Here is a 22,666-nt window from a genome sequence, read left to right on the forward strand (position 1 = left end):
CGCCGCCCCGCGATCCAGAACCTAACTCAAAGGAGACAAACACGTGTGCTAAATCGACATGCCGAAGCTCGCCGACGACGCTCGCTTCAACCGCTTTCATGCCAAGGTGCTTCTGTGGTGCCTGTTGATTCTCATCATCGACGGCTATGACATCGCCGTGATGGGCATCGCCCTGCCGTCCATCATGCAGCAGATGGGCGTAAACGCATCGACTGCCGGTTTCATGGCCAGTTCGGCCCTGTTCGGCATGATGTTCGGCGCCATGGTTCTGGGCACGCTGTCCGACCGGATTGGTCGGCGCTGGGCCCTCTCCATTGGCGTTATGCTGTTCAGCGTGTTCACCGCGGCCGCCGGATTCACCAAGGATCCCATCAGCTTCAGCGTGGTGCGCTTCATCGCGGGCCTGGGGATTGGCGGTGTGCTGCCGGTCATCGTGGCACAGATGGTCGAGTACTCGCCCAAGAAGATCCGCAGCCTGATGACGGCGCTGATGACTTCGGGCTACGCACTGGGCGGCATCCTGGCCGCGGTGCTCGGCAAGCAGCTGATCGGCGAGTACGGCTGGCAGGTCGTTTTCATCGCAGCGGGTGTGCCGGCCCTGCTGATTCCGTTCATCTTGAAGCTGGTGCCGGAATCAATGACCTACCTGATCTCGCGCAGCCGCAACGGCGAACTGGCCGAAGTGGCCCGTAATCTCCAGCCGGGAGTCAAGCACCCGGCGGACGCCCAGTTCGTCGTGCCCACCGCCGACCGCGTGGCGGGTGCGCCGGTCTCCCGGCTGTTCCAGGACGGGCGAGGCCCGAGCACGGTGCTGTTCTGGATCGCCTTCTTCTCGGGCCTGTTCATGGTCTATGCGCTCAGCAGCTGGCTGACCAAGCTGATGGCTATGGCTGGCTACAGCCTGGGGTCTGCCCTCAGCTTCGTGATCGCGCTGAACGTTGGCGCCATCATCGGTGCCGTGGGAGGCGGGTGGCTCGCCGACAAGTTCAACATCAAGTGGGTGCTGGTGGGGATGTATGCGCTGGGCGGCGTGCTGCTGTACCTGATGACGTTCCAGACCTCGACCGAGCTGCGTTATCTGATCATCGGCGCGGTCGGCGCCTGCACCACCGGCGCGCAATTGGTGGCCTATGCCTACTGCGGGCAGTTTTACCCGATGTCCATCCGCTCGACCGGCATCGGCATGGCCTCCGGCGTGGGGCGCCTGGGCGCGATCGCGGCGCCGCTGCTAATCGGCCAGATCGTTGCGCTTGAGCTGCCGCTGGAGCAGAACTTCCTGGTGATCGGGGCTTTCGGAATCATCGGCTCGATCGCCCTGGCGTTCATCAGGCATGGCGGCCCGGCGTCGGTGGGCCCGCAAGAGGCTGCACGCGAGTTGCGCCCGTCGCAACAGACGCCGCAAAACGCCTGATCGTAGCCATCAAGGAAATTCGCTGTGTCTGTCTACATAGCCCCCCTGCGCGAAATGCTGTTCGCCATGAAAGAGGTCGGCGGCCTGGACGCGATCTGCGCCCAGCCCGACCATGAAGAAACCACGCCCGACCTGGTCGAGGCCATCCTGCAGGAGGCGGCTAATTACGCCGCTGGCGTGCTGGATCCGCTCAACCGCCCCGGCGACGTGCAGGGCGCGCGCTGGCACGATGGTCGGGTCACGCCCGCCGACGGCTTTCGCGAAGCCTGGGCCAGCTTCTGCGAGAACGGCTGGAACGGCATGCCCGCTGCCACCGAATGGGGCGGCCAGGGCCTGCCCACGCTGGTCTCCACCGCCGTGCTGGAGATGTGGAAGTCGTCCAACCTCGCGTTCAGCCTGTGCCAGATGCTCACGCTGGGCGCGGTGGAGGCCATTGCGCACCATGGCAGCGACGCACTCCAGCGCCGCTTCCTGGCACCCATGGTCGAGGGCCGCTGGACGGGCACCATGAACCTCACCGAGCCCCAGGCCGGCTCTGACCTGGCCGCGCTGCGCAGCCGTGCCGTACACGAGGGCGACCACTACCACGTCAGCGGCAACAAGATCTTCATCACCTGGGGCGAGCACGACATGGCCGAGAACATCGTGCACCTGGTGCTGGCGCGCCTACCCGATGCGCCACCGGGGGTGAAAGGCATCTCGCTGTTCCTGTGCCCGAAGTACCTGGTCAACGACGATGGCACCCTGGGCGAACGCAACGACTTGGCCTGCACGTCGATTGAGCACAAGATGGGCATCCACGGCAGCCCCACGGCGTCGATGAGTTTTGGCGACAGCGGCGGCGCTATCGGCTACCTGGTCGGCGAGCCGCACCAGGGGCTGGCCTGCATGTTCACCATGATGAACCACGCGCGGCTGAACGTTGGCCTGGAAGGCGTGGGCATTTCCGAGCGCGCCTACCAGCGCGCACGCGCCTATGCGCTGGAGCGGGTGCAGGGCAAGCCGCTGATCAGCGGCAGCACCGCCATCGCAGGCCACCCGGACGTGCGGCGCATGCTGATGGACATGAAGGCCCGCACCGAGGCCATGCGCGCGCTGGCCTACTTCTGCGCCGGTCAGATGGACCGCGCCGCGGGCCACGCCGATGCGCAGGAGCGCGCGCAGGCGCAGGCCCTGGTCGGCCTGCTGATACCGGTGGTCAAAGGCTGGTGTACCGACAGCGCGCAGGGCATCACGTCCGACGGCGTGCAGGTGCATGGCGGCATGGGCTACGTCGAGGAAACCGGCGCCTCCCAGCACATGCGCGACGCGCGCATCACGACCATCTACGAAGGCACCACGGGCATCCAGGCCAACGACCTGATCGGCCGCAAGCTGGCACGCGAGGGCGGGCGCACGCTGAAGGCGCTGCTGGGCCGCATCGACGGCGATGCGCGCCGGTTGGTCGAATCGCCCGATGCAGTGCTGGCGCAGATCGGCCGCGCGTTGGCAGCCGCTGCCCAGGCGCTGGACGAAGCGGTCGACTGGCTGCTGGCCCACGACGGTCAACCCGCGCAGTGCGCGGCGGGCGCCGTGCCCTTCCTGCGGCTGGCGGGCACCGTGATCGGCGGCTGGCTGTCGGCGCGCATGGCCGAAGCCGCTACCGCGCAACTCGCGGCGGGCGCGGGCGATGCGGGCTTTCTCGGTACCAAGCGCGCCACAGCCAGCCATTACGCGGCGCATGTCCTGGTGCAGGCGCCGATGCTGCGCGACATCGTCACGGGCGGCGCCGCCAGCACGCTGGCCCTGGCGGACGATCAACTCTGAATGATCCTGAAAGGAAACCCTCCCATGAAAATCCTGGTTCCCGTCAAGCGGGTGGTTGACTACAACGTCAAGGTCCGCGTCAAGAGCGATGGCAGCGGCGTGGACATCGCCAATGTCAAGATGAGCATGAACCCCTTCGACGAGATTGCCGTCGAAGAGGCTGTGCGGCTCAGGGAGAAAGGCGCGGCAACGGAGATCGTCGCCGTCTCGTGCGGCGTGTCTCAATGCCAGGAGACGCTGCGCACCGCCATGGCCATCGGTGCCGACCGCGGCATCCTAGTCGAGACCAATGAAGAACTGCAGCCGCTGGCCGTGGCTAAGCTGCTTAAGGCCCTGATCGACAAGGAACAGCCCGGCCTCGTGATCCTGGGCAAGCAGGCCATCGACGACGACTGCAACCAGACCGGCCAGATGCTGGCGGCGCTGGCCGGTCTGCCGCAAGCCACCTTCGCCTCCAAGGTCGAGCTCGCCAGCGACAAGGCAGCCGTGACCCGCGAAGTGGACGGCGGCCTGGAAACCCTTAGCCTCACGCTGCCCGCGGTCATCACCGCCGACCTGCGTCTGAACGAACCGCGCTACGTCACCTTGCCCAACATCATGAAGGCCAAGAAAAAGCCGCTGGACACCATCAAGCCCGAAGACCTCGGCGTTCAAGTCGCCCCGCGCCTGAAGACCCTGAAGGTGACCGAACCCGCCAAGCGCGGCGCCGGCGTGAAGGTGGCTGACGTGGCCGCCCTGGTCGAAAAACTCAAGAACGAAGCGAAGGTGATCTAAATGTCGGTACTCGTTATTGCTGAACACGACAACGCATCCATCAAGGGCGCAACCCTGAACACCGTGACGGCTGCAGCCGCTTGCGGTGGCGACGTGCACGTGCTGGTGGCCGGCCACAATGCCGGTGCTGCCGCACAAGCCGCCGCCCAGATCGCCGGTGTCGCCAAGGTCATCCACGCCGACGCCGCAGGCTTGGCCCACGGCCTGGCCGAGAACGTGGCCGCCCAGGTGCTGGCCATCGCCGGCAACTATAGCCACATCCTGTTCCCGGCCACGGCCGGCGGCAAGAACGTGGCCCCCCGCGTGGCCGCCAAGCTCGACGTCGCCCAGATCAGCGACATCACCAAGGTGGTGAGCGCCGACACCTTCGAACGCCCCATCTACGCCGGCAATGCCATCGCCACCGTGCAAAGCAGCGACGCCACCAAAGTCATCACCGTGCGCACCACCGGCTTCGACGCCACAGCGGCGACCGGAGGCAACGCAGCAGTGGAAACGGCAACCGCAGCGGCAGACACCGGCAAGAGCAGCTACGTGGGCAGCGAAATCGCCAAGAGCGACCGGCCCGAACTGACGGCGGCCAAGATCATCGTCTCCGGCGGCCGTGCGCTGGGCAGCAAGGAAAAATTCGACGAAGTCATCACCCCGCTGGCCGACAAGCTGGGCGCGGCCATCGGCGCGAGCCGCGCGGCGGTGGATGCGGGCTACGCGCCCAATGACCTGCAGGTGGGCCAGACCGGCAAGATCGTGGCGCCGCAGCTGTACGTGGCGGCGGGCATCTCGGGGGCGATCCAGCACCTGGCGGGCATGAAGGACTCCAAGGTGATCGTGGCGATCAACAAGGACCCGGAGGCGCCGATCTTCAGCGTGGCCGACTACGGGCTGGAGGCGGACCTGTTCGCGGCTGTGCCGGAACTCGTCAAGGCCTTTTAACTTGGATGAGATACACCATGGAGCTTCGGCATTTGCGTTGCTTTATAGCGGTGGCCGAAGAACTTCACTTTGGCCGCGCAGCGGAAAAGCTGCACATCGATCAGTCCCCTTTGTCGCGCACCATCAAGGAGATAGAGGAAGAGCTCGGGGCGCAACTGTTCACGCGAACCACGCGAAGCACCCGCCTGACCTTTGCCGGAATGGCATTCCTGGAGCGGGTGCCGCGAATCTTCGAAGCTCTGAAACAGGCGTGTGACGGCGTCAAGTCCGCCGCCAGTGGGTTTCAGGGACAGTTGCGCATCGCTTTGTCCGATGGCATCACGCCCTCGCGAATGCCGACGCTGCTGGCACGGTGCCGAGAGGAAGATCCAGAGATTGACATTCGGTTATTTGAGATGCCGTTGGACCAACAGATCAAGGGTCTGCACGATGACCTGTATGACGTCGGCTTTTCGATGGCCGAAGAGGTGGGCGACGGCATTGTGGTCAGGCCTGCGTGGGAAGACGAGCTGATGGTGGCGGTCCCAGCTCGCCATCCTGTGCTGGCCCACAAGCACGTTCCGTTGGAAGAAGTGCTGCGCTATCCGCTGGCGCTATGCGATCCGGCGATATGCGAAGGCCATGCACGCCAAGTTGATCGCGTTTTGCAGCGCTACGAGCAACAGCCACTGATCGCCCAGCGCGTGGCGTCCTATGAGGTGATGATGACCTTAGTCTCCGCCGGATTGGCACTTGGTTTGGCGGGCGCCGCGCACATTGCATCCGGCCGTGGGCCAGGTGTTGTGGCCCGGCGCTTGGCGGGCAAGTCGCAGATGCTGGCCACGTATCTGCTGCACCGTGACGTGGAGCCCTCCGAAATGCTGGCTCGGTTCATCGCACGAGTGGACTCCATTGATTCGGCGGATGGCTCCAGCGCCGCCGAGGACTCCTGATCCACCTGCTGAAAGGACCCAAGCCATGCCCCGATTCCTGTCGCTGCTGATGGCCGCTGCACTGACAGCCTCCTGTGGGCCATCCCAACCGACGGAAACCGTGGACTTCCTCGTGGCCCATCCTGAGCGTCTCAAGGAAGTCCAGCGCCTGTGCAAGGAAGAGCGCGCGAAGGCCGGCGAAGAACTCTGCCGACGTGCCGCCGAGGCCGCGAATCGCCGCTTCTTTGGTGACCGGCCGGAGCAGAAGTCCCAATAAGGTAACCTTCCGTCGCGGCGCCGCGACAAAGTTCTCGCAGTTACCTCATCACGCCGCAGCGCGCTCGCGCATGCGGCATTTTTATTGTCTTCGCCACCGCAAGAAGTCTGGCTCTTTTGGCCTGAATCCCCGCCATAACGGTCTTTGACCGGCCTGCACGCTCGCCTTGATCCTCGGCACTACGGCACGTTCCTGTGCCGTAGTGGGAGGTTGACCAATGCAAGGAACGAACGTGCTGTTCGGTCAGATTGCCGTCGTCTTCGGCATCGTGATCGCTGGCGTATGGAGCGCCACGCAATGGACAGCAGCGGCCCTGGGCTACCAGCTACGCCTGGGCTCGCCGTGGTTCGACTTCTTCGGTACGCCGGTCTACCACCCCTGGGGCCTGTTCGAGTGGTGGTTCTTCTTCGACGCCTACGCGCCGCATATCTTCGACGCGGGCGGTGCCATTGCCGCAGGCAGCGGCCTGATCGCGATGGTAGTTGCCATCGGCATGTCGATCTGGCGCTCGCGCCAGTCCAAGCTGGTCACGACCTACGGCTCGGCCCGCTGGGCCAATGCGGAGGACATCCACAAGGCGGGCCTTGACCAGCCTGCGGGCGTGTTCCTCGGCCTGCATCGCCAGCAGTACCTGCGCCATGAAGGCCCGGAACACGTCCTGACATTCGCGCCCACCCGCTCGGGCAAAGGCGTGGGCCTGGTGGTTCCCACCTTGTTGAGCTGGCCTGCATCGGCCGTCATTCACGACATCAAGGGCGAGAACTGGAGCATCACCGCCGGCTGGCGCTCGCGCTTCTCGCATTGCCTGCTGTTCAACCCGACCGATGCGAAGTCGTCGGCCTACAACCCACTGCTGGAAGTGCGGCGCGGCGCGCATGAGGTGCGCGATGTGCAGAACATTGCAGACATCTTGGTTGACCCAGAAGGAGCGCTGGAAAAGCGCAACCACTGGGAGAAGACTTCGCACGCGCTGCTGGTCGGCGCCATCCTGCATGTGCTCTATGCGGGCGAGGACAAGACGCTGCGCGGTGTCGCCAACTTCCTCTCCGACCCGGCCAGCCCGTTCGAGCTGACCTTGCACCGGATGATGACCACGTCGCACCTGGGCGATGGCCCGCATCCCGTGGTGGCATCCGCTGCACGCGAAGTCCTCAACAAGAGCGACAACGAACGCTCCGGCGTGCTGTCCACGGCCATGAGCTTCCTCGGCTTGTATCGAGATCCCACGGTGGCCGAAGTCACCTCGCGCTGCGACTGGCGCATCGCCGATCTCATTTCCGCCGAGCACCCCATATCGCTGTATCTGGTAGTGCCGCCTTCGGACATTTCGCGGACTAAGCCGCTGATCCGCCTGATCCTCAACCAGATCGGGCGGCGCCTCACCGAGTCGCTCGACGGCTCCGACGGCATCGAGCGCCGCCACAAGCTGTTGCTGATGCTCGACGAGTTCCCGGCGCTAGGCCGCCTGGACTTCTTCGAGACGGCCCTGGCTTTCATGGCCGGCTACGGCATCCGCAGCTTTCTCATCGCGCAGTCGCTCAACCAGATCGACAAGGCGTATGGGCAGAACCATTCGATCCTCGACAACTGCCATGTGCGCGTGACGTTCGCCACCAACGACGAGCGCACCGCCAAGCGCATCTCCGAGACGCTGGGCACCGCCACCGAGCTGAAATCCCAACGCAATTACGCCGGCCATCGGCTCGCGCCGTGGCTGGGCCACCTGATGGTGTCGCGGCAGGAAACCGCGCGCCCGCTGCTCACGCCGGGCGAGGTAATGCAGCTTCCGCCCGACGAGGCCGTGGTGATGGTGTCCAGCGTGGCGCCCATCAAGGCCAAGAAGCTGCGCTACTACGCGGACAGCAATTTCAAGCGGCGCGTGCTTCCGCCGCCGGTGCTTGCAACCCTGTCCATGCAGGGGCGCTATGCCGATGTGCCACCGGAACGCGCCGACGACTGGAGCGGGCTGGCGATTCCCGCCATGCCGGTCGCACCGACGGCCGACGCCGCCGATGGGCTGGAGAACCTGGGTTCGGCCGACGACAGCGGCCCACGCCGCCAGCCCGAACTTTCCGAAGCCGTCACCTACGACCCCGACCTGGTTGCGCCCGCAGCCGACCTCGGGCTGCTCGATGACGACGACATGCCGCATCCCCTTCCTCGCCAGCTCGATCCGGCCCTGCAGCGCACGGCCCGGCTGGCTTCCCTCGACCCTGACGACGGAATCGACCTATGACCCAACACCGCCTCAATGTGTTCATCCAGCCGGAGCACAGCAAGCGGCTCGATGAACTGGCCGCCAAGAAGGGCGTGTCCAAGTCCAGCATCGTCGCGGCGGCCCTGGCCTCCTGGCTGTCGCCCGATGCGGCCGACCAGCGCGAGGCGGCAATTGCCAAGCGGCTGGACCGCCTGTCGCGCCACGCCGAGCGCCTGGAGCGCGACCAGAACATTGCCATCGAAACATTGGCGCTGTTCATCCGCTATTTCCTCACGGTGAGCACACCCGTGCCCGAGGCCCATCAGGATGCCGCTCGCGCCCAGGGCAAGGCCCGCTTCGAGCAGTTCGTCGAGCAGCTCGGTCGCCATTTGCTGCGCGGGCGCAGCCTGGTGCGCGATGTGGTGGAGGAACTGCACCCCGACCCGATGCGGATGGATGACGCGGCGGCAGTTGCCGAAGCGCAGGAGCGTGCCTCATGAGCGCCGTTCCCTCGTCATACGCCACCTCACTCGACCGCCGCATCCAGATGCTGCGAACGGCGATGGGGCCGCTGATCGCCGCCGCGCTCGAAGACCCGGACGTGGTGGAGGTGATGCTCAACCCCGACCGGACGCTATGGGTGGATCGCCTGTCCTCGGGGCGCGCGCCGATGGACGTGGAGCTGTCCGAGGCGGACGGCGAGCGAATCATCCGGCTGGTCGCAGCCCACGTCGGCGCGGAAGTCCACCGCGGCCAGCCGCTGCTGTCCGCCGAGCTGCCCGAAACGGGCGAACGCTTCGAGGGCATCTTGCCGCCGGCCGCGCCGGGGCCGGCCTTCGCGCTGCGCAAGCGCGCCATCGGCGTGATTCCGCTGGAGCGGTATGTTGTGGACGGGATGATGACGGTCTCCCAGGCTGGCTTTCTGGTGCGCGCGGTGCGCGAGCGGCAGAACGTCCTGATCGCCGGTGCCACCAGCAGCGGCAAGACCACGCTCGCCAACGCCTTGCTCGCGGAAATCGCCGCGACGGGCGACCGCGTGCTGGTGCTCGAAGACACGGTGGAACTGCAATGCGTGGCCCGCGACCACGTTCCGCTGCGCACGCGGGCGGGCGTGGTGTCCATGACCGAGCTGGTGCGCTCGTCCATGCGCCTGCGCCCGGATCGCGTGGTCGTCGGCGAGGTGCGCGGCGCCGAGGCGCTGGATCTCATCAAGGTGTGGGGCACCGGCCATCCGGGCGGCATCGCCACGATCCACGCCGGCTCCGCGCTGGGCGCGTTGCTGCGCCTGGAGCAACTGATTCTCGAAGTGGCGGTGAACCCGCCCCGTGCGCTGATCGCGGAAGCGGTCAACGTGGTCATCCACATCGCCGGGCGCGGACGCAAGCGCCGTATCGAGAGCATCGCCCGCGTCATCGGCTTCGATGGCGTGGGCTACCGACTGGCGGATGCGATGGAAACACCGTTTCCCGAGCTGCCGCCACTTCCCGATGCCGCATCCGCTGCGGCGACTTCCCCATCCCTCGACCTTTCTGGAGAACTGCCATGACGCACGTTGATGCTTTCCGTATTTCTGTAAATCCGCTTCCCCGTCGTTCCAGCCCCGCACGGTTGGATGGTCTGGCTCGCCCGGCCATGCAAGGCTTGATGCTCGCTGCCTTCATGCTGCTGCTTGCGGGCACTGCGCAAGCCGCCGGCTCCTCGATGCCCTGGGAAGGCCCGCTGCAATCCATCTTGGAATCCATCCAGGGGCCGGTGGCGCGTATCGTCGCGGTCATCATCATCATCGCCACGGGCCTCGCGCTCGCTTTCGGCGACACGTCGGGCGGCTTTCGCAAGCTGATCCAGATCGTCTTCGGTCTGTCCATCGCCTTCGCGGCTTCGAGCTTCTTCCTGTCGTTCTTCAGCTTCTCGGGCGGGGCCGTCGTATGAGTGCCCCGGACGCCTTCGCGGCCGGGTTCGAGGTGCCGCTGCATCGCTCGCTCACCGAGCCGATCTTGCTGGGCGGTGCCCCGCGCACCGTGGCGATCGCCAACGGCACCTTGGCCGCCGCCGTCGGGCTGGGCCTGCAACTGTGGATTCCCGGTGTCGTGCTTTGGATCGTCGGCCATTCGCTGGCGATGTGGGGCGCGCGCGTCGATCCGCAGTTCATGGCCGTGTTCGCGCGGCACATCAAGCACCGCCCGCTGCTGGACGTGTGAGGGGACGCCGCCATGCTGAACCTTGCCGAATACCGCCAGCGGCCCGCACTGCTTGCCGACTGGCTGCCTTGGGCCGGGCTGGTCGCGCCGGGCGTCGTCTTGAACAAGGACGGCAGTTTCCAGCGCACGGCGCGCTTTCGTGGCCCCGACCTCGACAGTGCGACGCAAGGCGAGCTGATCGCCACATCGGCGCGCTTGAACAACGCGCTGCGCCGCCTGGGTTCGGGCTGGGCGCTGTTCATCGAAGCCGAGCGCCGGTCTGCCGCCGACTACCCGCACTCCGATTTCCCCGAACCGCTGTCCTGGCTGGTCGATGAAGAACGCCGCGCCGCCTTCGAGGATTCGGGCAACCACTTCGAGAGCGGCTATCACCTGACGCTGGCCTACCTGCCGTCCGAGGAATCCCGCGCCCGCGCCGCGGGCCTGCTGTATGAAAACTGGCCGACCGAAGGCGTGGATTGGCGCGAACGGCTGCACGCCTTCGTCGCTGAAACGGATCGCATCTTCGACCTGCTCGATGGCGTGATGCCGGAAATCGCCTGGCTCGATGACAGCCAGACGTTGACCTATCTGCACGCGACCGTCTCGACGCGACGCTACCGCGTCGGCGTTCCCGAAGTGCCGTTCCACATCGACGCGCTACTGACCGACTCCGCGCTGGTCGGCGGCCTGGCGCCGATGCTGGGCGACCAGCACCTGCGCGTGGTGTCGGTGCGGGGCTTCCCGACCTCGACCTGGCCGGGGATTCTGGACGACCTCAACCGCCTCGGCTTTGCGTATCGTTGGAGTACGCGCTTTCTGTGCCTGGACAAAGCCGAGGCGGAAAAAGAACTCGCCCGCCTGCGCCGCCAGTGGTTTGCGAAAAGGAAGAACGTCATCGCGCTGCTGCGCGAGACGATCTTCCAGCAGGAAAGCCCGCTGGTCGATACCGACGCCAACAACAAGGCCGCAGATGCCGACGTTGCCTTGCAGGAGCTGGGCAGCGATCAAGTCGCCTTCGGCTACCTGACAGCGACCGTCACCGTCATGGACGCGGACGCCGCCGTAGCTGACGAGAAGCTGCGCATGGTGGAGCGCGTCATCCAGGGCCGGGGCTTCGTCACCATCCCCGAAACGCTCAACGCCGTGGATGCGTGGCTTTCGTCCATTCCGGGCAACGCATACGCCAATGTCCGTCAGCCCATCGTCTCGACGCTGAACCTGGCGCACCTGATGCCGGTGTCGGCGGTTTGGGCCGGCCAGGAACGCAATGCGCATCTCGATGGGCCGCCGCTGATCGTCACGCGCACAGACGGCGCCACGCCGTTCCGGCTGGTGACGCACATCGGCGACGTGGGCAACACGTTGGTGGTTGGCCCCATCGGCATGGGCAAGTCGGTGCTGCTGGCGACGATGGCGATGCAGTTCCGCCGCTATTGCGGCTCGCGCATCTTCGCCTTCGACATGGGGCGCTCGATCCGCGCGGCCATCCTGGGCATGGGCGGCGAACACTACGACCTGGGCGCGGATGACGAGATCGCCTTCCAGCCGCTGGCGCGCATCGACCGCGAGGGCTACCGCACCTGGGCCAGCGAATGGGTGGAAGGCCGCCTGCTGCACGAAGGTGCGGCCGTCGGCCCGGACGAGAAGGCGGCCATCTGGTCTGCGCTGGGGAGCCTGGCCAGCGCGCCGGTGGAACAGCGCACGCTCACGGGCCTGACGGCCTTGCTGCAATCGAACACCTTGCGCCAGGCACTCGCGCCCTACGTCCTGGGCGGCGCGCACGGCAGGCTGCTGGATGCCGACCACGACCGCCTTGGCACGGCCGACGTGCAGGCGTTCGAGATGGAGGAGCTGATGCACAGCAAGGCCGCTGTGCTCGCGGTGCTGCGCTATCTGTTCGCGCGCTTCGAGGAGCGGCTGGATGGTGCGCCCACCTTGCTGATCCTTGATGAAGCGTGGCTGTTCCTCGATGACCCGGTATTCGCGGCGCGCATCCGCCAGTGGCTCAAGACGCTGCGCAAGAAGAACGTCAGCGTCATCTTCGCCACGCAGTCGCTCGCGGACGTGAAGGACTCGGCCATCGCACCTGCAATCATCGAAAGCTGCGCGAGTCGGATTTTCTTGCCGAACCCGCAAGCGACCGAACCGCAGATTCGCACGATCTACGAGGGCTTCGGCCTCAACAGCCGGCAGATCGAGATCGTCGCCACCGCGCAGCCCAAGCGCGACTACTACTACCAATCCCGCCTCGGCAACCGCGTGTTCGACCTCGACCTGGGGCCGGCGACGCTGGCCTTCGCGGGCGCTTCCACGCCGCAAGACCAGCGCGACATAGACCGTGTGCTGCTGGATGCCGGTGTGCCCGGCTTCGCGGGCGCCTGGCTGCGCCATCGCGGCCTCGATTGGGCGGCTGACCTGCTGCCCTCGTTCCCCGGCCTCGCGCCGGGTTCCCTCCGTACCGCTGACCACCCCCAGGAGAACCTGCTATGAAAACCCATGCCTCGAAACTCGCCGCGCTGACCGCCGCCTGCGTGCTCGCCTTCGGCATCGCACAGCCTGCGCACGCGCTGTTCGGCGTCGGCGACATCGTGCTCGACCCGACCAATCTGGTGCAGAACACGCTCACGGCGGTTCGCACACTGGAGCAGATCAACAACCAGATCCGCCAGCTCCAGAACGAAGCGCAAATGCTCATCAACCAGGCGCGCAATCTGGCCAGCCTGCCGTCCAGCGTGGTCGGCCAGTTGCGCGCGAACCTGGCGACCACCCAGCGACTGATCGCGCAGGCCAAGGGCTTGGCCTACGACGTGACAAGCATCGACCGCGAGTTCGCGCGTCTGTACCCCGAGAAGTACGCCGCCACGGTGAGCGGCAATCAGATGTACCTCGATGCACAGGAGCGTTGGAAGAACACGCTCAACGGCCTGCAGACCACCATGCAGATGCAGGCCCAGGCATCGCAGAACCTGAGCGACGACGAAAGCGTGCTGGCCGACCTCGTGGGCAAGAGCCAGTCGGCCGAGGGCGCGCTGCAAGCGATGCAGGCCATGAACCAGTTGCTGGCCTTGCAGGCCAAGCAGTCGATCCAGACGCAGCGGCTCCAGATCACGCAAGACCGCGCGGCCTCGCTGGAACTGGCGCGGCAGGCGGCGGCCACGGAGCGCGGGCGCGAGGTGACGCGCCGCTTCCTGGGCACTGGCACGCCGTACACGCCGCAGCCCGTCAATTTCTACAACCGCTGATGGAGGCCGCCATGCAACGCACGCCCGTCGTGTTCGCTTTCGCCGTTCATGCGCTTGTGCTGGCCGGCTGTGACCGGCCGCAGCAGGTGCAGGTGAATGCGCTCGCCGCCGACCCGGCCCGGCTGCACGCGCTGCGCGCGCAGTGCAGCACGGGCGCGCACGACGGCGCGTTTTGCGCGCAGGTGGCCCAGGCCGACCTGCGGCGCTTTCTTTCCGGCCAGGCCGAGCCGGGCGAGTACCAAACGCTCGCCGACCTGCCGCCGATTCCGCCCAGCTTCGATGAACCCGCCGATGCCGATACGCCTGGGCAGGAGGACTCGCCATGAACGACGTAACGATCATCGACCGCTTCCTCGACACCTTCTCGCGCTACATCGACTCGGGCTTTGGCCTGTTGCACGGCGAAGTGGCGTTTCTGACCGCCACGCTGATCGCCATCGACATGACGCTCGCCGGGCTGTTCTGGGCGATGAGCCACGCCACCGGCCAGGGTGAGGACGTGATCGCCAAGCTGATCCGCAAGGTGCTGTACGTCGGCGCCTTCGCCTACATCATCGGCAACTTCAACTGGCTGGCCGGCATCGTGTTCCGCTCCTTCGCTGGCCTGGGCCTGACGGCCAGCGGCTCGACCCTGAGCATGGAGAACTTCCTGCAACCGGGCCGGCTGGCGAAGGTCGGCATCGACGCCGGGGCGCCGATCCTGAAGCAGATCGGCGATATGGCGGGCTTTCCCGAGGTGTTCGTGAACATCACGCCCATCGTCGTGATGTTCCTCGCGTGGCTGATCGTCCTGCTGTGCTTCTTCGTGCTCGCGATCCAGCTTTTCATCACGCTCATCGAGTTCAAGCTGACCACGCTCGCGGGCTTCGTGCTCGTGCCGTTCGCACTCTGGAACAAGACCGCGTTCCTCGCCGAGAAGGTACTGGGCAACGTGGTGTCGTCGGGCATCAAGGTGCTGGTGCTCGCGGTCATCGTGGGCATCGGCTCCGGGCTGTTCGCCGAGTTTCAAGTACAGCCGGCCGAGCCATCCATCGACCACTCCGTGGTCGTGATGCTGGCCTCGCTGACGCTGTTGGCCTTGGGCATCTTCGGGCCGGGCATTGCGACCGGGCTGGTGTCCGGCGGGCCGCAGCTCGGCGCGGGTGCGATGGCCGGTGCCGCGCTGGGCGCGGCCGGTGCTGCTGTCGCCGTGGGCGCTGCGGCCACGGGCGTCGGTAGTGCGGTAGCTGCCGGGGCGCGTATGGCGCCCGCCGCAGCCAAGCTGGCGGGCAGCGGAGCGCGGGCCGCCACCGGAGCCGCCAGCAGCGCCCGGTCAGCGTTTCAGGCAGGTTCTGCATCCGCCGGCGGCGGCCCCAAGGGCGCTGCCGCTGGCGTGGGCAATGTCGCCAAGACTGGCGCGCAGGCGGTCGGGCAGAAGGTGGCCGAGGGCGCACGCTCGATGAAAGAGCGTGTCGCCGCTGCCTTCCGGCCCGACGACACCGGATCGGCGTCGGGGGCCGGGGCCGCGCAGGCGGCAAACGAGCCAACCCCATCCACTGCGCAGCCTGCCTGGGCCAAGCGCCTGCATCGCAGGCAGCAGCTCACCCATGCCGCGACGACCGCCGCCCACACGCTGCGCGGTGGCGACGGTGGCAGCTCCAGCCAAGGCCCGACCTTGCGCGATTCCGATTCATAAGGAGAACTCCCATGCGATTCAAACGACCGCAGGTGCGCTACGCCGATACGCCGCAGCCTGCTACCCCGTACCAATCCGCCGCCCAGGTCTGGGACGAGCGCATCGGCTCGGCCCGCGTGCAGGCGAAGAACTGGCGCTTCATGGCCTTTGGCTGCCTCACCTTGGCCGCGCTGATGGCGGGCGGGCTGGTCTGGCGCTCGGCGCAGTCCATCGTCACGCCCTACGTCATCGAGGTGGACAACGCGGGCCAGGTGCGCGCCGTCGGCGAAGCCGCCACGCCCTACAAGCCCAGCGATGCGCAGATCGCCTACCACCTGGGCCGCTTCATCGGCTTGGTGCGCTCGCTGTCCATCGACCCCATCGTGGTGCGGCAGAACTGGCTCGATGCCTACGACTACACGACCGACAAAGGCGCGGTCGTGCTCAACGAGTACGCCCGCACGAATGACCCGTTCGCGCGCATCGGCAAGGAGTCAGTGACGGTGCAGGTGTCCAGTGTGACCCGCGCCAGCGACACGTCGTTCAACGTGCGCTGGACGGAGACGCGCTTTGTGAACGGCGCGCTGGATCGCACCGAACGCTGGAACGCGGTGGTTTCCACGGTGCTGCAAACCCCGCGTACCGAGCAGCGCCTGCGCAAGAACCCCTTGGGCATCTACGTCAACGGCCTGTCGTGGAGCCGCGAACTGGAAGGAAACGAAGGAGCAAAACCATGAATGATCTTTTCCGTAAATCCGCCTTGCCGGTGATGCTTCTGGCTTCGACCGTGCTGTTCTCTGGCTGCGCCACGCAGGGCAAGCCGCCGCCGTCCATCTCGCTCGATGAACCGGTGCAGGCCCAGCCGCTGCCGGAGCCGCCTGCGCCTGTGGAGGTGGTGGCCGTGCCGCAGGTACTGCCGATGCCGGCACAGATGAAACCTGTGCCGGATGCCAAGCCCACGCCGGAACCCGCTGATGAAACCGTGCGCGTGTCCCGCGCCAACGCCGAGGCGCGCATCGCGCCCACACGCGAAGGCTACGTCAACGCGATTCAGGTGTGGCCTTTCACCGATGGCGCGCTGTACCAGGTCTATGCAGCCGTGGGCCGCGTGACCGTGATCGCGCTCCAGCCGGGCGAGGAGCTGATGACGGTGGCCGCGGGCGATACGGTGCGCTGGATCGTCGGGGACACATCGAGCGGTAGCGGCGATGCGCTGCGTGTCAATGTGATGGTCAAGCCCATCCGCTCGGGGCTCAAGACCAACCTCGTCATCACCACCAGCCGCAGGACGTACCTGCTGGAACTGACTTCGACCGAGAAGACGTGGATGGCGTCGGTGTCCTGGGAGTACCCGAAGGACAAGATGCTGGCCTTGCAGCGCCAGGCGCAGGCGGCCAGCGCCGCCGCGCCGGTCGATGCGGGCCTGTCGTTGGAGAAGATCCGATTCCGCTACGCGGTCAGCGGCAGCAATCCGCCGTGGAAGCCGCTGCGCGCCTTCGACGATGGCGAAAAGGTCTACATCCAGTTTCCGCCGGGCATTGCTCAGGGCGAGCTGCCGCCGCTGTTCGTGATCGGCGCGCAAGGCGACGGGCAACTGGTGAACTACCGCTTCCGCGCGCCGTACTACATCGTGGATCGCCTGTTCGGTGCGGCCGAGCTGCGCCTGGGAGGGGACAAGGGCGACGTGGTGCGGATCGAACGCACAGATGGCGTTTCCGGTGGAACGCGGAGGAAGTGACCATGAGCCAGGACGATACCCCCGACCTTGCCGCGCCACAGGCGGGCAAGGTAGCGCCCGAAGCGGTGGCGCTGCGCGCCCAGCCGCGCCCGGTCACGCGCCTGAATCGGCGCACGCTGGCCATCCTTGTCGGCGGCCTATCGGTCGCCGTGCTCGGCGCCACGATCTGGTCGTTGCAGCCGCATCGGCGCAGTCCTGCCGAGCAGACCGATTTGTACAACGTGGATCGCGTCTCGAAGTCCGAAGGGCTGGACGGCCTGCCTTCGGACTATTCCAAGCTGCCGGCCAAGGTGCCGGAGCTGGGGCCACCGCTGCCGGGTGATCTCGGCCCGGCCATTGTGAAGTCGCAGCAGCCGGTGACGCAGACATATGCGCCACCGGGCCACGACCCGGAGGATGCGAGGCGCAAAGAGGCCGATGCCGCGGCGGCTTCGACGGTGTTCTTCCGCTCGGGCAGCCAGGGCAAGGCCACCGCGCCGGTCACGGCGCAAGCCGCTGCGGCTGCGCCTGGCAGTGCCTTGGCCGGCTTCGACCCGCTGGCCGCCGGGCCGGCCTCGACGGCGGCCCAGCCATCCGACCCGACCACCGTGCAGAACCGGCAAGACCAGAAAAAGGCGTTCCTGAAAGGAGGCTCTACAGAAACCCGTAATTCCGGCAATCTGCAAATGCCATCCTCGCCGTATCAGGTCATGGCCGGAACGGTGATCGCCGGAGCATTGGTGACGGGTATCAAGTCGGATTTGCCGGGCGACGTGATCGCCACGGTGACGGAGCCGATCTATGACACGGCCACAGGCAAGTTCCTGCTGATCCCGCAGGGATCGCGCATCCTCGGCAAATACAACAGCCAGGTTAGCTATGGACAGAGCCGCGTGCAGGTGGTGTGGAACCGCGTCATCCTGCCGGACACGTCATCGCTGAAGCTCGACAACCTTGCGGGCACCGATCCTGCTGGCTATGCCGGCCTGGAGGATGGGGTCGATTGGCATTGGGATCGCGTCTTCGCGGGTGCGGCGCTGACGACCCTGCTTGGCGTCGGTGCCGAGCTGGCCGCGCCGGAAAACCGGCAGGATGGCAACCGCATCGTGATTGCCGGGCGCGACAGCGCGCAGGACAGCATCAACCAGGTCGGCCAGGAGATGACCCGGCGCAACATGAATATCCAGCCGACGCTGACCGAGCGGCCGGGCTTGCCTGTGCGGATCATCGTCAACCGCGATCTGGTGTTGCGGCCGTACCAGCCGATGTTCTTCCAAAGGGGGGCCATGCAATGAGCACGGCCAAGAAACTGCGGCTGGGGCCACTGCCCAAGACCGAAAGCACGAAGCTCACGTTCTCGTGTCCGGCCAGCCTCAAGGCTGACCTCGACCGCTACGCCGCGCTGCACGCGCAGGCGTATGGCGAGGCGGTCGATGCTACGACGCTGATCCCGCATATGTTGGAGGCGTTCATGGCCGGCGACCGGGGATTCAGGAAGGGAGGCGGGAGCAAGGCTGCACTCCCGAAGTCAGGTTGACGATGCGGACGCATCCGCCATCCGCTCACCAAGAAAGCGCAGCCTACTGGCTGCGCTTTCGCTTTTGCGGAGCCTTTTGGGAGGGCAGGACTATGATGACTGACCCGACCTTGCCTGCTGCGGTGCCCTTGCGTTTACCACCGCGAAGCGCCTATGCGGCACCTAGCTCGAAAAGCAGCAAGAGCACACAACGGCTGGAATCTAGCCTAACCTATTACCCCATAAGACCTTTTGTCCCGCTGCATGTCTGCATGAAAGACTTGACAGCGGACATTTTTCAAACCGGATAACCTCTCCCGACTTGTTCACCTTGGCGCAAAAGCCGCGCCGCTACGACTGATGATGGATGATCTCAGCGCCTAGCGGTCAGAGCGCGATAGGTACGCCAAAGCGCTATTCCCTGACTGTTCACAATTGCTTTGGGTGCTGCTGTGATGTGAAGACTTTGGCAGGAGGTGGTCTTTCCTCGAGGAGAGCATGGCGCTATCGCTCTGCGTATGCCGAAATTTCCTTGCCGAACGAAGGCAGTGTTGGGCTGCATGAGCGACTCGGTTTCCAGCACATCGGGACGTTTCCCCAGGTCGGGTTCAAGCTCAATGCCTGGCATGACGTTGGGTATTGGCGGTTTGATCTGGGTGGCGATGGCCTGCGTCCCGAGGATTCTCCGCGCTTTCAAGCAATCTGCTGAAGCTCGGGGTCATGCTTGCGGCGCGCAAATTTAGAGCGTTTCAGATGTCGCTTGCTGTTGGGACATTTCCGCAATAGCCAGATGGACACGGTTCTCGATGATCTCGATCAGTTCGAGGTGCTTGGGAAATTCCTGCTTGAGCCAGGTGCTGGGGACGAAGTAATGATCGAGGTGTATCGCAACATGTTGTCGGTCACCCTGAGCGCATAGCATCACATTGAATTCTGTCTCGTCTCCTGCCATGGCGGCGGGCACGAAAACAGTTCCTTTGTCGCTGAAGCCGCATGAGCGGCGCCATTCCGGAATGCGTTTCTTCTCGGGGTTGTCTGCGGCAAACCAGGTGATTCTTTCCATTTAATTGTTCTCGATGGTGAGCAGTTACAGTGTTGCGAAGCTCTTTGTGAGCTTGTCGAAGCGAGAGGCTTCAGCTACATGGTGGGAAGAGTACCTTCCTCAGATGCGCCGCCGCACCATAACTATCCTGCGCCTCATTCAGAATGTCATGGGAGAAGTAGTCTGCAAGACGTGCGCGGCCTTCTATCTCCATGCGAATGTATTCTGGGGTGGGTAATTGCACAGACTTGCCCACCCATTTGCATTCGACCTGACCAGTCATTTACATCGGATTTGACCAGCACGATTCGTGGACATGACCGGCAGAGAACAGCCCAAAGCCGCCGTTCGCGGTTGTCGGCAAAAGCTAGTTAAGGAGATGCTTGCGACCGATCCAATCATCCTCGCAACTGCGAGATACAACCATCGCTCAACCGCGTCATCTGATTCATCGGCGGAAAGTTATCTGCATGCTTTTTGCTTACGGGCAGCCTTGTTAACAGCGGCCTCCATCGCTCGAACCCAAAGGCTCTGGCCGACCGATTGAGCCAACAGTCGCGTCCCAACCATGGCAGCGAAAATCACCAATGCCTCGTTTTCAGCTTCAGTGGGCTGAGCCAGATCGCCCACTTCATCCACTCTCTCTTCCATGAATTTATCGAGCAGACTTTTCGCGCCCGCTTCGTAAGCTAACGCGCCTGTTTGATCCACCCCTCCAGTCGCTACGTCGGGGGCAAATGCCAACAGGGGGCAGCGATTCTTCGCCGAGCTATTGCGGAGGTACTGACGAACCAACGAAGAGGCTCTGTCTTCAGCAGCTTGATCCGCTCGGATGAAAACTTCATCCCAGGCCTCAAGAGAGTGCTCAAACGCGATGGAGAATGCCTCGGCAATCAGGGCGTCCTTCGACTCAAAGTGCTTATAGAAACCACCAACTGTCATGCCATTGGCGGCCATTATCTGAGCTACGGACACACCCTCGACACCCGCCTCACGAAACATACGTGATGCCGTCTGAACTATCTGAGCACGGTTCTCTTTGGCTTTGGACTGCGATGAGCGTCCCATGGTGTCATCCAGATTTTTTGAAGCACAAGATCGTGGTCACCATCCGCTGCAAGACCTCATCCTTCTGATTAGACGTGATGCATTCAACCACCACGATTCCCCGGTCTGGCTTGGATAGAGACGGCGTGATGCTGATGATTTTACTGGTGACGCGCAGCACGTCACCGGGGCGTGTCGCTTGAGGCCAGGCCATCTCTGCACCGGCGCCAATGATGCCACGTGCCAGCGGCAGGCTTGCTACCAACAAGCGCATTGTGATGCTGGCCGTCTGCCAACCACTCGCGGCAAGTCCCTGGAAAAATGTGTCACGAGCAGCGTGGTGGTCAAGGTGAAAGGGTTGCGGATCGAACTCCGTCGCAAACCGAATGATTTGCTCGGCATCCAGCGTGTAATGGTCGCTGAGGAAAACATCTCCCACCGCCAGGTCTTCCAGATAGATGGGCTCTGCCATTGCTCGACTCCACACGTTGAAATTTGGCCCCGTGTCTTAGGGCCCGTTCGCTTGCTAAATTAGATTATGGTTATTATCTTATTTTGCGCAACCCATACATTCCGCTTCAGTACCGATGACCTTGGTCTGACAGCGCTTCGCCAAGCCGCCCCTACCAGGAGAGACAGCCATGCCTTTGGTTCGTATCGACACCAAGAAAAACTCCGACCCTCAGCACATTCAGAAGGTGGGCCAGATCGTGTACCAAGCCATGAGGGAAGCGATCAGCGTTCCTGATCATGACAACTTCCAGGTGCTGACCGAACATGAGAACAATCGGCTGGTGAACGATCCCGAGTATCTGGGTATCAAGCGTTCGGATGGGCAGGTTTTCATCCAGATCACACTCAATGAAGGTCGCACGACTGAGCAGAAAAAGCTGCTCTACAAAACCATCGCAAAGGGCCTCAACGAGCAGGCAGTCGTGCGCCTGGAAGACGTTTTCATCAGTCTGGTGGAGGTCAAGAAGGAGAACTGGTCGTTCGGCAATGGCATCGCTCAGTACGCCGAGTAACCAGCTCAATCTCGAAGGAGTAGAATAGTCGTCTAAAGTGCTAGCTCAGCATCGACGACCAGAGCATAGGTGTTCAAATGACTCTTCCGTCCGATGGCCAAATCGGAAGTGATTGGATCAACATTCGCCGCGATCAGGATACTGGGATCGAAAGCGTGCATGCGCACTTCCAAGGCCACGCCTACGATCCCCACGATCATGATGAGATGTTGGTGGGAGTGACGCACCAAGGCATGCAGCGCTTCAGCTGCAATCGCTCAACGTATACCAGCACACCGGGCAGGTCGATGTTGATCGAGCCAGGCGCTCTGCATGATGGCTTCGCCCCCGAACCTGAGGGCTTCACCTACGGCATGCTCTATCTCCCACAGAGGTGGGTATCGAGCATGACAGACCGCCTCGGAGTGGGAGATGCATCCTCTCTCGGTGCCGCCTTTCGCAACACCTTGACCGACGATGTCACCCTCAGGGATGCGATACAGCGCGCCTTCTTGGCTATTCATCAGAACGACGGCCGTCTTGCTAGAGATGAGAGCCTGGACCTCCTCATGGAGGTACTTTCCAAGCACCTGCGACCTACGCAGCAATCAGACAAGGCCGAGTCGGCGCCCGTGATAGAAAGGGCCAGAGATTTCCTGCATGTTCTGATGGCCACGGACGTCAGCCTCGATGAGCTTGCCAATTACACTGGCATTGACCGTTTCAGGCTCACCCGGCAGTTCAAGCGTACCTATGGCCAGACGCCGCACGCCTATTTGATTAGGCTCAGACTGCGAGCTGCTCGAGCGTTGCTGGCCGCTGGCAAGCCCGCAGCAGAAGTGGCCGCCGAAGTAGGCTTTTCCGATCAAAGCCATATGGGCGTATGGTTCCGCCGCGCTTACCGCCTTACACCAGCAGCCTATCAGCGGCTGTGCACAAATCTAACAGACTGAAA

At 64.4% G+C, this 22,666-nt stretch carries 24 protein-coding genes and 1 pseudogene; 22 read left to right on the plus strand and 3 right to left on the minus strand.

The genetic code is table 11. From position 1 onward, the window contains the following. Positions 1-58 precede the first annotated feature (58 nt). From LE197_RS35240 to LE197_RS35335, 20 genes and pseudogenes are all read left to right on the plus strand, one after another. Positions 59-1,411, plus strand: a complete 1,353-nt coding sequence (locus LE197_RS35240) for an MFS transporter (RefSeq protein WP_226033813.1) — start codon at positions 59-61, stop codon at positions 1,409-1,411. A gap of 24 nt (positions 1,412-1,435) precedes the next feature. Beyond that, complete coding sequence (locus tag LE197_RS35245) at positions 1,436-3,217, plus strand: acyl-CoA dehydrogenase (RefSeq protein WP_012436226.1); 1,782 nt, start codon at positions 1,436-1,438, stop codon at positions 3,215-3,217. Between the two features lie 24 nt (positions 3,218-3,241). Beyond that, positions 3,242-3,991: an electron transfer flavoprotein subunit beta/FixA family protein gene (locus LE197_RS35250; RefSeq protein ID WP_012436227.1), complete on the plus strand. Its 750-nt coding sequence runs from the start codon at positions 3,242-3,244 to the stop codon at positions 3,989-3,991. Next, the gene (locus tag LE197_RS35255; protein ID WP_012436228.1) at positions 3,992-4,924 is read left to right on the plus strand and encodes an electron transfer flavoprotein subunit alpha/FixB family protein; all 933 of its coding nucleotides are present in this window, start codon (positions 3,992-3,994) and stop codon (positions 4,922-4,924) included. A 17-nt stretch (positions 4,925-4,941) separates the two neighbouring features. Then, positions 4,942-5,856, plus strand: coding sequence for a LysR family transcriptional regulator (locus LE197_RS35260; protein ID WP_012436229.1), 915 nt, complete (start codon positions 4,942-4,944; stop codon positions 5,854-5,856). Between the two features lie 25 nt (positions 5,857-5,881). Beyond that, positions 5,882-6,112, plus strand: a complete 231-nt coding sequence (locus LE197_RS35265) for an EexN family lipoprotein (RefSeq protein ID WP_012436230.1) — start codon at positions 5,882-5,884, stop codon at positions 6,110-6,112. Between the two features lie 217 nt (positions 6,113-6,329). Further along, entirely contained in the window at positions 6,330-8,348 is a 2,019-nt protein-coding gene (locus LE197_RS35270) for a conjugal transfer protein TraG (RefSeq protein ID WP_023123309.1), read from the plus strand. Next, positions 8,345-8,809, plus strand: a complete 465-nt coding sequence (locus LE197_RS35275; RefSeq protein ID WP_023123308.1) for a hypothetical protein — start codon at positions 8,345-8,347, stop codon at positions 8,807-8,809. The genes LE197_RS35270 and LE197_RS35275 overlap by 4 nt, the downstream gene beginning before the upstream one ends. After that, positions 8,806-9,855, plus strand: coding sequence for a P-type conjugative transfer ATPase TrbB (gene trbB, locus LE197_RS35280; RefSeq protein ID WP_023123307.1), 1,050 nt, complete (start codon positions 8,806-8,808; stop codon positions 9,853-9,855). The genes LE197_RS35275 and trbB overlap by 4 nt, the downstream gene beginning before the upstream one ends. Then, the gene (locus LE197_RS35285) at positions 9,852-10,238 is read left to right on the plus strand and encodes a TrbC/VirB2 family protein (RefSeq protein WP_023123306.1); all 387 of its coding nucleotides are present in this window, start codon (positions 9,852-9,854) and stop codon (positions 10,236-10,238) included. Before trbB ends, LE197_RS35285 begins: the two co-directional genes overlap by 4 nt. Then, a complete protein-coding gene (locus LE197_RS35290; RefSeq protein WP_023123305.1) occupies positions 10,235-10,507 on the plus strand; it encodes a VirB3 family type IV secretion system protein in 273 nt (90 codons plus the stop codon). Before LE197_RS35285 ends, LE197_RS35290 begins: the two co-directional genes overlap by 4 nt. A gap of 12 nt (positions 10,508-10,519) precedes the next feature. Then, positions 10,520-12,979 carry a conjugal transfer protein TrbE gene (gene trbE / locus LE197_RS35295; RefSeq protein ID WP_023123304.1) on the plus strand — a complete coding sequence of 820 codons (2,460 nt, stop codon included), beginning with the start codon at positions 10,520-10,522 and terminating at the stop codon, positions 12,977-12,979. Next, the gene (trbJ, locus tag LE197_RS35300; protein ID WP_023123303.1) at positions 12,976-13,731 is read left to right on the plus strand and encodes a P-type conjugative transfer protein TrbJ; all 756 of its coding nucleotides are present in this window, start codon (positions 12,976-12,978) and stop codon (positions 13,729-13,731) included. The genes trbE and trbJ overlap by 4 nt, the downstream gene beginning before the upstream one ends. A gap of 11 nt (positions 13,732-13,742) precedes the next feature. Beyond that, the gene (locus LE197_RS35305) at positions 13,743-14,057 is read left to right on the plus strand and encodes a hypothetical protein (RefSeq protein WP_023123302.1); all 315 of its coding nucleotides are present in this window, start codon (positions 13,743-13,745) and stop codon (positions 14,055-14,057) included. After that, entirely contained in the window at positions 14,054-15,406 is a 1,353-nt protein-coding gene (gene trbL / locus LE197_RS35310; RefSeq protein WP_023123301.1) for a P-type conjugative transfer protein TrbL, read from the plus strand. Before LE197_RS35305 ends, trbL begins: the two co-directional genes overlap by 4 nt. Positions 15,407-15,417: 11 nt before the next feature. Continuing rightward, positions 15,418-16,122 carry a conjugal transfer protein TrbF gene (trbF, locus tag LE197_RS35315; protein ID WP_020230340.1) on the plus strand — a complete coding sequence of 235 codons (705 nt, stop codon included), beginning with the start codon at positions 15,418-15,420 and terminating at the stop codon, positions 16,120-16,122. Beyond that, complete coding sequence (trbG, locus tag LE197_RS35320) at positions 16,119-17,123, plus strand: P-type conjugative transfer protein TrbG (protein ID WP_023123300.1); 1,005 nt, start codon at positions 16,119-16,121, stop codon at positions 17,121-17,123. Before trbF ends, trbG begins: the two co-directional genes overlap by 4 nt. Positions 17,124-17,125: 2 nt before the next feature. Further along, positions 17,126-18,397 (plus strand): TrbI/VirB10 family protein, encoded by a 1,272-nt coding sequence (locus LE197_RS35325; protein ID WP_023123299.1) that lies wholly within the window; start codon positions 17,126-17,128, stop codon positions 18,395-18,397. Then, on the plus strand, positions 18,394-18,639 hold the full coding sequence (locus LE197_RS35330; protein ID WP_023123298.1) for a DUF2274 domain-containing protein: 246 nt from the start codon (positions 18,394-18,396) through the stop codon (positions 18,637-18,639). The genes LE197_RS35325 and LE197_RS35330 overlap by 4 nt, the downstream gene beginning before the upstream one ends. 484 nt (positions 18,640-19,123) lie before the next feature. Further along, positions 19,124-19,327, plus strand: a pseudogene (locus LE197_RS35335) (N-acetyltransferase family protein); the annotation flags it as partial. Between the two features lie 30 nt (positions 19,328-19,357). Here LE197_RS35335 and LE197_RS35340 read toward each other — a convergent pair. The 3 genes from LE197_RS35340 to LE197_RS35350 all read right to left on the minus strand — a co-directional run bounded on the left by LE197_RS35340 (position 19,358) and on the right by LE197_RS35350 (position 21,179). Continuing rightward, a complete protein-coding gene (locus LE197_RS35340; RefSeq protein ID WP_124212910.1) occupies positions 19,358-19,681 on the minus strand; it encodes a hypothetical protein in 324 nt (107 codons plus the stop codon). Between the two features lie 441 nt (positions 19,682-20,122). After that, positions 20,123-20,728, minus strand: a complete 606-nt coding sequence (locus tag LE197_RS35345; protein WP_124212909.1) for a TetR/AcrR family transcriptional regulator — start codon at positions 20,726-20,728, stop codon at positions 20,123-20,125. 4 nt (positions 20,729-20,732) lie between these two features. Then, on the minus strand, positions 20,733-21,179 hold the full coding sequence (locus tag LE197_RS35350) for a MaoC family dehydratase (RefSeq protein WP_124212908.1): 447 nt from the start codon (positions 21,177-21,179) through the stop codon (positions 20,733-20,735). Positions 21,180-21,348: 169 nt separating this feature from the next. Between LE197_RS35350 and LE197_RS35355 the strand changes: the two genes are divergently transcribed. Next, positions 21,349-21,732, plus strand: coding sequence for a tautomerase family protein (locus LE197_RS35355; protein WP_124212907.1), 384 nt, complete (start codon positions 21,349-21,351; stop codon positions 21,730-21,732). 77 nt (positions 21,733-21,809) lie between these two features. Continuing rightward, complete coding sequence (locus LE197_RS35360; protein WP_226033814.1) at positions 21,810-22,664, plus strand: AraC family transcriptional regulator; 855 nt, start codon at positions 21,810-21,812, stop codon at positions 22,662-22,664. The last annotated feature ends 2 nt before the right edge of the window (positions 22,665-22,666 follow it).

The organism is Pseudomonas sp. PS1(2021), assembly GCF_020405165.1.
Lineage (GTDB): Bacteria > Pseudomonadota > Gammaproteobacteria > Pseudomonadales > Pseudomonadaceae > Pseudomonas > Pseudomonas aeruginosa.